Below are 12,419 nucleotides of genomic sequence, written 5' to 3'. Positions count from 1 at the left end.
GTAAATTCTCGAGTAAAGGTATAAGATTGAATGGCTTGTTGATTTAACTTCCGGGTGTTCGTTTAATGATTATCAAAAAAATCCCTTAAAAGTGCTTCAAGACAAAGGGGGTCCCGTGTCTCACACTCCCAAATAATTAGAACTTCCCAGCCCAACGTATTGAGTGCGGCTATGTTTCTCTGATCCCGTAAGCGATTGCCTTTAATCTTTGTTGCCCAGATTTTAGCATTATTGGTGGGGAGTTTTGATTTTTTGCAGTTCTCATGCCCATGCCAAAAACATCCATGAACAAGCACTATCTTTCGGTGCCGTGGCAAAACAATATCAGGTGTGCCAGGCAAGTCTTTGCGATGCAGTCTGTATCGGTAACCAATGGCGTGAAGCACTCGGCGTACGCGAAGCTCAGGGGGTGTATTGCGTTTCCGCACAGCTAGCATTCGGCGACGAGTCTCAGGTGTCACATTTTCGTATCCCGCAATTACACTGCCTTCATCTTGATCAGTTAATTTGACTTTAATCAAATTCTAAATCTCCTGGGTAAATCGATGATGTCGTCATCTCTGGTTGTTGGTTATTGCTCGATCGCGTCAATTCCGTTAAAAATTCAAATTTCGCATTGACGCGGGATTGGATGGTATTTGTTGCTTTGTCGTGCCGTGTGTTGCCAGACGTGTATTCACTCCCACTCAATCGTCGCAGGCGGTTTGCTGCTCACGTCATAGGTCACCCGGTTAATCCCGCGCACTTCGTTGATGATGCGCGATGACACTTTTTTCAGCAGCGCATACGGCAGTTCCGCCCAGTCGGCGGTCATGAAGTCGCTGGTTTGTACGGCGCGGAGCGCGACGACGTAGTCGTAGGTGCGGCCATCGCCCATCACGCCGACGGATTTCACCGGCAGGAACACGGCGAAGGCTTGGGATGTGAGGTCGTACCAGCTTTTACCGCTGTTGGGTTCGATGGTGGAGCGCAGTTCTTCAATAAAGATGGCGTCGGCCTGGCGCAGCAGGTCGGCGTATTCCTTTTTGATTTCGCCCAGGATGCGCACGCCAAGTCCGGGGCCGGGGAAGGGGTGGCGGTAGACCATGTCGTGCGGCAGCCCGAGCGCCACGCCCAGTTCGCGCACTTCGTCTTTGAACAGGTCGCGCAGCGGCTCCAGCAGTTTCAGGCCGAGTTGCTCGGGCAGGCCACCGACGTTGTGGTGGCTTTTGATGACCACGGCTTTCTTGCTCTTGGCGCCGCCGGATTCGATCACGTCCGGATAAATCGTGCCTTGGGCGAGGAAGGTTGCGCCCTTGTGACCTGCGCCGCTGGCCTTGAGTTTTTCCGCCTCGGCCTTGAACACATCGACGAACAGCTTGCCGATGATCTTGCGCTTTTGTTCGGGGTCGGACACACCCTTGAGCGCATCCAGGAACAACTGGCTGGCATCGACGCGCACCACTTTGGCGTGCAGTTTGCCAGCGAACATGTCCATCACCATGTCGCCTTCGTTGAGGCGCAAGAGGCCATGATCGACGAACACGCAGGTGAGCTGATCGCCAATGGCGCGGTGAATCAGCGCGGCGGCCACGGAGGAATCGACGCCGCCGGAAAGGCCCAAAATGACTTCTTCATCGCCCACTCGCGCGCGGATTTTTTCCACCGCTTCTTCGATGTGGTCACGCATGATCCAGTCCGGCTTGGCGGCACAGATGTCGAGCACGAAGCGCTCCAGCATGGCGCGGCCCTGCACAGTGTGGGTCACTTCCGGGTGGAACTGCACGCCATAGAAACGCCGCGCCTCATCCGCCATGCCGGCGATCGGGCAGCTCGGGGTGCTGGCCATCAGCTTGAAGCCCTCGGGCAAGGCAGTCACCTTGTCGCCGTGGCTCATCCACACTTTCAGCATGCCGTGCCCCTCGGGGGTGTGGAAGTCCTGAATGTCCTTGAGCAGCGCGGTGTGACCGTGGGCGCGCACTTCGGCATAGCCGAATTCGCGGGTATTGCTGCCCTGCACCTGCCCGCCCAATTGTTGCGCCATGGTTTGCATGCCGTAGCAGATGCCAAGCACCGGGATGCCCAGTTCAAACGCGGCGTCTGGCGCGCGGTCATCCACTTCATAGACGCTGGCGTGGCTGCCGGAGAGGACGATGCCCTTGAGGCGCCCATCGGCGGCGTAGTCGCGCAGCCAGTCGCTGTCCACATCGCAGGGGTGCACTTCGCAATAGACGTTGGCTTCGCGGATGCGGCGGGCGATGAGCTGGGTGACTTGCGAACCGAAGTCGAGGATGAGGATTTTGTCGTGTTGCATGGTGGTTGGGCGGGCTGCTTGCAGGTGGCCTGGTCGTGGCGTGGGGGTGAGGCGGGCCATCAAGCGCAATGGGGCGGGGTGAAGCGGCATGGAGCCATTGGCGGCATCGCAAAGCCTTGCCGGGCTGCTGGCCCGGCTACGCTTTGGTTTCTGGCATGCCGCCGCCGCCCGCTTCTTTTCCACTGAGCCATTGGCGCAGGGCTTTCGAAAAGGCGCTTGGGCCAAGCGGCGCATGTGATGCAGGGCCGTGGTGTTGGCGCCCATGCCGTCATCCCTTGTTGCACTTGAGGCAAAGGCGCTATTTTCGCCCATGTGCTGTGGCATTCAGTCGCTGGCAGAGGGGAGGGCAGGCGGGGCGCCGGTGAGGCAGTGGGGCAGCGCACTCGCCAGGCGACAAATCGTCAGGCAACTCGCCGAGTTGGTGACGTTTTTATTACATAATTGTGAAGATTTGTCTCTAACAAAGGAGCTTGTGTGACACATGGTTTGATTGCGAAGCGGCATGGGTTGCTGCTGGCTTGTTTGGCTGCAGCAGGCGCTGCATCGGCGCAGACGGCGCCTGGGCCTTGGACTTGCGGGACGGAGATGTACGTCGGCCGCTCCAATGCCAGTGCCCCGACCAATTTCTTCACTTACGACATGGTGGGCGGCGCTGCCTGGGGCAATGGCACGGCCATTGGCACGGTGGATGCCGGTTCGGCTTACAGCCATCGCGATCTCAATGCACTGGCCTACAACCCGCGCGATAACTACCTGTACGCGCCGAAGCGGGTATTGGAGATTGATCCGGACAACAACCAATTGCGTGCGGGTCTGTACCGCTTGGGCAAGAATGCCGCAGGACAGGTGGAACCGGTGGTGATGAGCCCCAGCGCCACGGGCACAGACGTGCTCAAGCACAGCCTGCGCATCGCCGGGCTGCCGACTTCGGGCAATGTGTTTGGCGCGGCCGCATCGTTTGACCGGCTCGGTAACTACTTCATGGTCAATGGGATTACCAGCGATGTGTACCTGATCCCTAACCTGCATGAGGCCCAGCCCGACGGTCCGGCTGTGCAGGCCCAAAAGCTCGATCGCCTAGAGGAAACTGAAGCGGCATGGCTGGCCGATGGTTTTGAAGCTGTGGCGCCAGCCCATCGCATGATTACGGACTTCGCCGTCAGCCCCAAGGAAAGCACCAATGCCCAGCCCGTGCTCTACGGCATGGGCGACAAGGCGGGCGGTAAATGGTATTTGCACCGCTACCGGGTGGACTTGGCGGCCAAGAAGGTCTATGTCTCGCGCAAGGAAATCACCGGCATGGACGAGGCCACGAACTACATGGCATCGACCGCCTTCCGCCGCGATGGCAAGCTGTTCCTGTACTCCCAGAACGGCAAGGTCTACGAAGTGGATGCCGACCCGGGCAGCGCCACCAAGTGGACGGTGATCGGCGCGGTGATGAATGCCACGGCGGCCAATGCCTCCGACGGCGCCTCGTGCATGACCTCTATTACTGCAAAAAACGATGGTGATGGCAGCACGCCATTCATGAACGTGCCCAACGGCGCGGAGCAGGAATCGCCCACCTCCGTGCTGGCCAATGACACGGCCTATTTGCAGCCTATCGCGCTGAGCGGCCCCGAGCAAAACGCCACCGTGACCCCCAACTCCTGGCAGCCCGCTGGCGGCGGCGCAGGCCCTTCGGCTGGCAGCATCACGCTGGACCCCGCCACGGGCAAAGTCACCGTTGCACAGGGCACCACCCCGGGCACCTACACCTACGAATACCAGATCTGCGTTGCGCCTGCGGTCACGCCAGCCGGCAGCGCCTGTGACAAGGCCCAGGCCGTCATCAAAGTGACCGAGGAACCGATCGTGGCCGAGGACGACGCCTTCGGCGCCGTCGGCCCCAGCGCCGCGCCCCTGGCCCCTTCCGTCGTCGCGAACGACAAGGTCGCCGGCGTGCAGGCCGTGGTGACGGGGACAAGCCCGAACGCGCAATTGCAGGCAGGCTCCTGGACGAAGATCAGCGGCCCCGCAGGCGCCTTGATCTTCGACTACGGCACCGGTCAGGTCACCGTGCCCGTTGGCACGCCGCATGGCGATTACAAGTACAGCTACCAGCTTTGCACCAAGACGGGCGTACTGCCTGAGAAGTGCGACCCGGCAGAAGTCACGCTCAAAGTCGTTGTGGTGGATGCCGTGGACAACGACTTTGGCGAGGTCAGCGCAGCGACGACGGCGACGCCGCTGGCGCCCTCCATTTATGGCAATGACACCGTCAACGGCGCGGCAGCGGATGCCAGCAATGCCGCATTCAAGGCCGGCTCCTGGACTCTGGTTTTTGCGCCAGCAGGCGGTAGCCTGACGTTGAATGACGCCACTGGCGTGGTCACCGTGCCCGCTAATGCACCAGCGGGCGATTACACCTACAGCTACGAAATCTGCGCGCAGCCGGGCAACAAGCCTTGCGACACAGCGCAGGTGAAGTTGAAGGTGAAGTCGCCTGCGCCAGCGGTGCCTGTGGTGAAGGCGGAAGACAACACCTTTGGCGAAGTGGTTGCAGGCAGCAGCACGGCCTCGGTGTTTGCCAACGACACCGTTGATGGCGCTGCGGCCGTGTTTACCGGCTCTGGCAAGAACGCAGAGCTGAAAGCGGGCAGCTGGAAGGCCGGTGCGGGCAACCCTGCCGGCGGCAAGCTGACGCTGAACGCGGATGGCACAGTGAGCGTGCCGGCCGATGCGCCAGCGGGCGATTACACCTACACCTATGAAATCTGCGCGCATCCTGCTGGAACGCCTTGCGATGCGGCGACGGTCACCCTGAAGGTCAAGCCTGCGCCGATTCTGGCTGTGGACAACCACTTGGGCAGCATTGCGGCTGGCAGCAATACGGTGTCGATCTTCGCCAATGATTTGATCAATGGCGTGCCGATGCAGGCCGGTGTCAATGCCAAGCTCAAGCCTGCTTCCTGGAAGAAGCTGTCTGGCCCTGCGGGTGGCGATCTGAGCTTGAAGGAGGATGGCACTGTGGTGGTGCCGCCAGGCACGCCTGCAGGCGCGTACGAGTACAGCTACGAGATTTGCGTCTTCCCTGGTAACGCGCCATGCGCTGTGGCGAAAGTCACGCTGACGGTGACCGCTGCCGGCTTGATTGGCGCTGGCGTGACGCCCGTGCCGGTGGGCGCGCCCTGGGCGTTGCTGCTGGCGGCGCTGGGCATCGTGGGCCTGGGCCGTCGCTTTGCCGGCAGAAAGTCTGCGTAAAACGGCTTTGGCGCCCATCCGCGCTGGATGGGCGCCGGCTGTATTGCGATGAGTTTGCCTCTTTGGGGCAGCCCGTCTGAATGTGCATGACAGGCCGCCCAGGCGGCTTGTGCGGGGGGGAGATCCCCTGGGGGCCTTGGAGCGCTATGGCGCTTCAAGGCTTATTTTTTGGCTTGGGCACATGGTGCAGTGGGTGGACAAAAGGCTTGAGCAGTGCGGCCCTGCAGCCATGTGCGGCCCTGTGCAGCCCTGCCTGTGCAGAGCGTGCGCGGCGGCCTTGTCGCCACTGAACAAGGCTGGCAGCAATCTCAAGCAAGGGGCTGGTCGGGCGCGGCGCCATCGTGGCGCTGCTGCCAGTGGCGGTGCTTTTTGAATTGCCACATGCCCAGGGTGAAGCAGGCAATGGCCAGCACCTGGCCCAGTTGCCAGGTGATGGCGGCCCAGTGCTTCCAGAGGCCGGCATGGGGGTTGCCATAGAGCACGTACATCAGACAGGCCACGGAGGTGGCCAGCCATGCCAGGGCGGCGATCCATCCGGCGAAGGCCCATTTGCGGTGCGGCGATGCCTGGGGCTGCGTGCTGCTGTGGTGATGCTGATCCATGGCAATGTGAGCAGAGGGCGCACCCACAGGTGCGCACAGAACAGTGCAGTGCCCGACGCAGCGCGCGCGTCGGGCAAGGGTGCTGGCGTCAGGGCGGCGCACAGGGCGGCGAGTGCTTGCCGCTTGCGCGCCGAGCTGCTGCGCCCAGTGGCCCAGTGGTTGTCAGCCAGCGCGGTAGTTGGGCGCTTCCTTGGTGATTTGCACGTCGTGCACGTGGCTTTCGCGAAAGCCCGCCGAGGTGATTTGCACGAACTCGGCGCGATCGCGCATGTCCTCGATCGTGGCGCAGCCGCAATAGCCCATGGCAGCGCGCACGCCGCCGGCCATCTGGTAGATGATGGCCACCAGCGAGCCTTTGTAGGGCACGCGGCCTTCGATGCCCTCGGGCACGAGCTTGTCGGCGTTGGCGTTGCCGGTGCTGCTTTCCTGGAAGTAGCGATCGGCGCTGCCTTGCTGCATGGCGCCGATGCTGCCCATGCCACGGTAGCTTTTGTAGCTGCGGCCCTGGAACAGCACGATCTCGCCGGGCGCTTCTTCCGTGCCGGCGAAGATGCTGCCCATCATCACGGTGCTGGCGCCGGCGGCAATGGCCTTGGCGATGTCGCCCGAGTAGCGCACGCCGCCATCGGCGATCAGCGGCACGCCTGTGCCGTGCAGGGCCTTGGCGACGTTGTCGATGGCGGTGATTTGCGGCACGCCCACGCCGGCGACGACGCGGGTGGTGCAGATGGAGCCAGGGCCGATGCCGACCTTGACGGCATCCGCGCCTGCTTCGACCAGCGCGCACGCGGCCTCGCCGGTGGCGATGTTGCCGCCGATCACATCCACCTGCGGGTAGTTTTGCTTGACCCAGCGCACGCGCTCGATCACGCCCTTGCTGTGGCCGTGGGCGGTGTCCACCACGATGGCGTCCACCCCGGCCTTGACCAGGGCTTCGACGCGCTCCTCGGTGCCCGCGCCCACGCCCACGGCGGCGCCCACGCGCAGGCGGCCGTCGGCATCGCGCGCGGCGTTGGGGAAGGTGGTTTGCTTGGTGATGTCCTTGACGGTGATCAGGCCCTTGAGCTCAAAGGCGTCGTTGACCACCAGCAGGCGCTCGATCTTGTGCTTGTTCAGCAGCGCCTTGGCCTCTTGCAGCGAGGTGCCTTCGGGCACGGTGATGAGGCGCTCGCGCGGCGTCATGATGTCGCGCACGGGCAGGTCGAAGCGGTTTTCAAAGCGCAGGTCGCGGCTGGTGACGATGCCCACGACTTTGCGCCCTTCGACCACGGGGAAGCCGGAAATGCCCAGCTCTTCGGACAGGTCGATGACGTGGCGGATGGACTGCTCGGGCGTGATGGTCACGGGCTCGCGCACCACGCCCGATTCATGGCGCTTGACCTTGAGGATTTGGCTGGCCTGCTCTTGCGCCGAGAGGTTTTTGTGCACGATGCCCATGCCGCCTTCCTGGGCGATGGCAATGGCCAGGCGCGCTTCGGTCACGGTGTCCATGGCGGCCGAGACCAGCGGCAGATTCAGGCGGATGTTGCGGGAGAACTGGGTGGCCAAAGAAACGTCTTTGGGCAGGATTTGCGAGAACGCTGGCACCAGCAGAACGTCGTCGAAGGTGAGCGCTTTGCCAAGAAGTCGCATGGGGTTTTCTCCAAAAGGCGGATTGTAGCGCCCCGGGCCTTGTGAGCGGCCCACGAAAAAGCGCCCGCAAACCAAGTGGCTGCGGGCGCGTGCGCCGGGCGGCGCGGGCGGGCCGCCGCCCGGCCTGGGCCTGCGGTGCTCAGTGGTGCGCGGCTTTGTCCTTGGAGGCCAGGCTGGCCACCGTGGCCACCACCATCGAGGCCACGATCACGCCCAGCGACACCCCGGTCGAGATGTGCGGCACCCAGTCGATGGGCTGACCGCCGTTGATGAAGGACAGCTCATTGACGTGCATGGCGTGGAACACCAGCTTGACGCCAATGAAGGCCAGGATGAAGGCAATGCCATAGTGCAGGTACTTCAGGCGGTCGAGCAGGCCGCCGAGCAGGAAGTACAGCTGGCGCAGGCCCATCAGCGCAAAGACGTTGGCGGTGAAGACGATGAACGGGCTTTGCGTGATGCCGAAGATGGCCGGGATGGAGTCGATGGCGAAGATCAGATCGGTAAAGCCAATGGCGATGAATACCATCAGCATGGGCGTCCACATGCGGCGGCCATTGAAGGTGGTGCGCACCTTGGCGCCGTCGTAGTCGGGGGCGATCTCCATGTGCTTGCGGGCAAAGCGCACGATGGCGGGCTCCAGGTTTTCATCGTCATCGTCCTGGCCGGGGAAGGCCTGCTTGTAGGCGGTGTAGACCAGGAAGGCGCCGAAGATGTAGAAGACCCAGCTGAAGTTCTGGATCAGCGCCGCGCCCAGCAGGATGAAAATGCCGCGCAGCACCAGCGCCAGGATGATGCCCACCATCAGCACTTCCTGCTGGTACTGGCGCGGCACGCGGAACTGCGCCATCAGCAGCACGAAGACGAACAGGTTGTCGATGGACAGTGAGTATTCGGTCAGCCAGCCGGCGATGAATTGGGTGGCGTGCTCCTTGTCGGCGAAGATCCACATCAGGCCGCCGAAGATCAGCGCCAGCGTGACGTAGAACACCACCCACAGCGAGGCCTCGCGCATCGAGGGGATGTGGGGGCGCTTGATGATCAGCAGCAGGTCGGCGACCAGGATCAGCGTCAGCACGATGAAGGAGCCGACTTCAAATTCCAAGGGGAGGGCGAGTTCCATGCATTACCTATGGGCAGTTGCGGTTGATGGGCTCGAAAGTCTCTCCCCTGGCGCGGCCGCGGCCGGTACGCGTGGCGTACGGCCAGCCCGCTGGCCAGCACCGCACCCGGGGCGGCAGTGTGCGCAGCCCGTATTGACGGATGGGTGTTGAGCGCATGTGGCGCGCTGTGCAGGCGGCGCAGCGCCGCTGGCGCCTGGGCAGCCCGGTCGGGGCGGCGTGCCGTCGGGCAGCGTTGGCGCTGCCCAGGGCAAACCACAAGCGGGCTGCAGCATGGCTGCAGGGATACTCCCCTTCGAAATCGAGGTGCGAATTAAACCACAAGGGATGCTCTACATGAATCGCAGCGCTGCGATGGGCGCAGAGGCATTGCTGAGTGCAGGCTTCTCAGATGCGCCGCGCCAGCTCCTGGGCCTTGCCGGTGTAGGTGGCCGGGGTCAGGGCCAGCAGCCTGGCCTTGGCCTCGGCGGGGATGTCCAGGCTTTGAATCAGGCCGTGCAGGTCGCTGGCGGCCACGCTCTTGCCGCGCGTGACGGCCTTGAGCGCCTCGTAGGCGCCGGCCACGCCGTAGCGGCGCATGACGGTCTGGATGGGCTCGGCCAACACCTCCCAGGCGTTGTCCAGATCCTGGGCGACGGCCTCGGCATTGAGTTCGAGCTTGTTCAGCCCCGCCAGCAGGGCGTTGTAGGCCAGCGCGGCATAGCCCAGGGCCACGCCCAGGTTGCGCAGCACGGTGCTGTCGGTCAGGTCGCGCTGCCAGCGGCTGACGGGCAGCTTCTCGGCCAGGTGGCGCAACAGGGCGTTGGCCAGACCCAGATTGCCTTCGGCGTTCTCGAAGTCGATGGGGTTGACCTTGTGCGGCATGGTGGAGGAGCCGATCTCGCCCTCCTTGAGCTTTTGTTTGAAGTAGCCCAGGCTGATGTAGCCCCAGATGTCGCGGCTGAGGTCGATCAGGATGGTGTTGGCGCGCGCCACGGCGTCGAACAGCTCGGCCATGTAGTCGTGCGGCTCGATCTGGATGCTGTAGGGCTGGAACACCAGCCCCAGGCCCGCCGGGGCGGGCGCCTCGATCACCTGGCGGCTGAAGGCCTCCCAGTCGAACTCGGGCCAGGCCGAGAGGTGGGCGTTGTAGTTGCCCACGGCGCCGTTCATCTTGGCGCGCAGCGGCACCTGGGCAATGGCGGCGGCGGCGCGCTGCAGGCGTGCGACCACGTTGGCCAGCTCCTTGCCCACCGTGGTCGGGCTGGCCGTCTGGCCGTGCGTGCGGCTGAGCATGGGCACGTCGGCATGGGCCAGCGCCAGCTCGCGCAGCCGCACGATGACCTGCTGCAGGCTGGGCAACACAACCTGATCGCGCGCGGCCTGCAGTTGCAGTGCGTGGCTGGTGTTGTTGATGTCCTCGCTGGTGCAGGCAAAGTGCACGAACTCGGCGGCGCGCTCCAGCGCGGGCCGGCCCTTGAGGCGCTCCTTGATCCAGTACTCCACGGCCTTGACGTCGTGGTTGGTGGTCTTTTCGATGTCTTTGATGGCCTGGGCATCGGCCTGGCTGAACTGCTCGACCAGTTGCAGCAGATAGGCCTTGTCATCGGCGCTGAGTGCGGGAAACTCGGCAAAGCCCGCTTCGGACAGGGCGATGAACCAGGTGATTTCCACCTGCACCCGGCGGTGCATGTAGCCGTATTCGCTGGCAATGGGGCGCAGCGCAGCCAGTTTTTTTTCGTAGCGCCCATCCAGGGGCGAGAGGGCGGTCAGGGCAGAGAGATTCATGCCCGCTATTGTATGTAGGCGCAGGTGCCAAGGCGGCCAGCGGCGGGGCTGCTGCGCAGGGCGTTCTCGCTAGTTTGCCGGGCGCTGGGCGGCCTCGGCCAGGCCGTGGCGCACGCGGTTGATGCCAGTCCAGATCAGCAAGGCCAGCACCGCAGCCAAGATGGCGCTCACCCACGCGACGCTCCACCAGCCCAGGGCCACCAGCAGCGCCAGCGCGCCGAAGACGAAGGCTCGGTCGCTCTTGCCCATGGGGCCGTCGTAGCGGCGGCTGGCGCCCACCATCAGGCCCAGCACGCCGGCCAGCTCAACCACGGCCGCGCCCAGCACCACCAGGTACACCAGCAGGGCCGCGGGCGTGCCGGCCACGCCGGGCAACAGGGCAAAGGGCAGGAACAGCGCCGCATCGGCCAGCACATCGCACAGCTCATTCAGATAAGCGCCCAGCGCCGACTGGTGGCCGAACTCGCGCGCCAGCATGCCGTCGATGGCGTTGAGCGCCATGCGCAAAAACATCCACAGCGGCAGCAGCGCAAACCAGCCGCTGCGCCCTGAGTTGAGCGCCAGCGCCAGCCCCAGCAGCACCGACACGGCCGCAGCCAGCAGCGTGACCTGGTTGGCGCTCACGCCCGCGCGGTGCAGGCGTGCCACCACGGGGCGCAGCAGGTTCTGGAACTTGGGCTTGAGCTGGTAGATGGAAATCATGCTGGGCGGGGGCGTTCGATGCGGCGGCCCGAATGTATCGCAAGGCATGTGCCCAGGCACCCAAGAGCCAGCGGGCGGCGCGGACTTTGACTTTGAGCCAGCGCTTGCAGGCATGCGAGCTTCATGGGTATTGGCCGCTGCGATTGACCTGCCCAGGGTCACGTTCTAACATTACAAAAATTGATGGAATGAATCAGCCCTGCACCGCCATGACCAGCCCTTGCCAGCACGATGAAGCCCTGCCGCCGGCGCTGCAGTACCCGCCCCGGCAGCTGGAGCTGGCCGCAGCCATGTGCCATGCGCTCAGCGATCCAGCGCGGCTGCGCCTGCTGCTGTGGCTGGCCGAGCGGGAGATGTGCGTCTCCGAGCTGGTGGCCTGCGAAGGCGGCAAGCTCAGCAGCGTGTCTGCGCGACTGCAGACCCTGCATGCCGCAGGCTTGTTGGCGCGGCGGCGCGAGGCCAAGCACATCTTCTACGCGCTGGCCGACGAGCACGTGCACGAGCTGCTGCGCAACATCCTGCACCACGCTGCGGAGCTGGCCTAGTGCGCCAAAGAGCCCTATGGGCAGGGGCCGCAGCGCGTTGATTTCCTCACCCTGTTTGATTCACCACTGAAAGGAGCCGTCCATGACTGCACCCACTTGCAACCAGCCGCACCACCACGACCACGCCCACCAGCATGGCCCGCACTGCGGCCACACGGCCGTGATGCACGAAGGCCATGTCGATTACCTGCACGACGGGCACCTGCACCATCCGCATGGCGACCACGTGGACGAGCATGTGATTGCCGTATCGGCCACCAATCCCGATGCGTGTACCCCGCAGCACCGTTGCCAGGGCCATGAGCCCGGCCACGTGCATGGCCCGGGCTGTGGGCATGAGGCCGTGCCCCACGGCGACCACGTGGACTATCTGGTCGATGGCCACCTGCACCACCCGCACGGCGACCACTGCGACGACCACGGCCCGTTGCAAGTGGTGTCGCCCGCTGCGTGAGCGCGGGCGAAGACAGCGCCGCCGCACCAGGGCTGCGGCGGCGCGGCCTGTTGGCCC

Annotated in this window: 10 protein-coding genes; 3 read left to right on the top strand and 7 right to left on the bottom strand. The window is 63.9% G+C overall.

Annotation, left to right across the window (positions count from 1 at the left end; genetic code table 11):
* Positions 1-62 precede the first annotated feature (62 nt).
* Positions 63-461 (bottom strand): very short patch repair endonuclease, encoded by a 399-nt coding sequence (locus CK625_RS04955; protein WP_275250547.1) that lies wholly within the window; start codon positions 459-461, stop codon positions 63-65.
* Positions 462-676: 215 nt separating this feature from the next.
* Positions 677-2,293: a glutamine-hydrolyzing GMP synthase gene (gene guaA / locus CK625_RS04950; RefSeq protein WP_095539196.1), complete on the bottom strand. Its 1,617-nt coding sequence runs from the start codon at positions 2,291-2,293 to the stop codon at positions 677-679.
* 585 nt (positions 2,294-2,878) lie between these two features.
* Between guaA and CK625_RS04945 the strand changes: the two genes are divergently transcribed.
* Positions 2,879-5,539: a hypothetical protein gene (locus tag CK625_RS04945; protein WP_095539195.1), complete on the top strand. Its 2,661-nt coding sequence runs from the start codon at positions 2,879-2,881 to the stop codon at positions 5,537-5,539.
* A 308-nt stretch (positions 5,540-5,847) separates the two neighbouring features.
* Here the strand turns inward: CK625_RS04945 and CK625_RS04940 are convergent, their stop codons facing one another.
* The 5 genes from CK625_RS04940 to CK625_RS04920 all read right to left on the bottom strand — a co-directional run bounded on the left by CK625_RS04940 (position 5,848) and on the right by CK625_RS04920 (position 11,360).
* A complete protein-coding gene (locus CK625_RS04940) occupies positions 5,848-6,141 on the bottom strand; it encodes a hypothetical protein (protein WP_095539194.1) in 294 nt (97 codons plus the stop codon).
* Between the two features lie 162 nt (positions 6,142-6,303).
* The gene (gene guaB, locus CK625_RS04935) at positions 6,304-7,773 is read right to left on the bottom strand and encodes an IMP dehydrogenase (RefSeq protein ID WP_095539193.1); all 1,470 of its coding nucleotides are present in this window, start codon (positions 7,771-7,773) and stop codon (positions 6,304-6,306) included.
* 139 nt (positions 7,774-7,912) lie between these two features.
* Entirely contained in the window at positions 7,913-8,896 is a 984-nt protein-coding gene (locus CK625_RS04930; RefSeq protein ID WP_095539192.1) for a TerC family protein, read from the bottom strand.
* Positions 8,897-9,281: 385 nt separating this feature from the next.
* Entirely contained in the window at positions 9,282-10,661 is a 1,380-nt protein-coding gene (gene purB / locus CK625_RS04925; RefSeq protein WP_095539191.1) for an adenylosuccinate lyase, read from the bottom strand.
* A 69-nt stretch (positions 10,662-10,730) separates the two neighbouring features.
* Positions 10,731-11,360, bottom strand: coding sequence for a CDP-alcohol phosphatidyltransferase family protein (locus tag CK625_RS04920; RefSeq protein WP_238945543.1), 630 nt, complete (start codon positions 11,358-11,360; stop codon positions 10,731-10,733).
* Positions 11,361-11,572: 212 nt separating this feature from the next.
* Between CK625_RS04920 and CK625_RS13615 the strand changes: the two genes are divergently transcribed.
* Positions 11,573-11,908 (top strand): ArsR/SmtB family transcription factor, encoded by a 336-nt coding sequence (locus CK625_RS13615; protein WP_238945526.1) that lies wholly within the window; start codon positions 11,573-11,575, stop codon positions 11,906-11,908.
* 82 nt (positions 11,909-11,990) lie between these two features.
* Positions 11,991-12,362, top strand: coding sequence for a hypothetical protein (locus tag CK625_RS13610; protein ID WP_143326182.1), 372 nt, complete (start codon positions 11,991-11,993; stop codon positions 12,360-12,362).
* Positions 12,363-12,419 lie beyond the last annotated feature (57 nt).

The organism is Vandammella animalimorsus (assembly GCF_002285265.1).
GTDB lineage: Bacteria > Pseudomonadota > Gammaproteobacteria > Burkholderiales > Burkholderiaceae_C > Lampropedia.
Note: the sequence above shows the minus strand (reverse complement) of the source record. Positions and strands in the feature narration are given on the sequence as shown.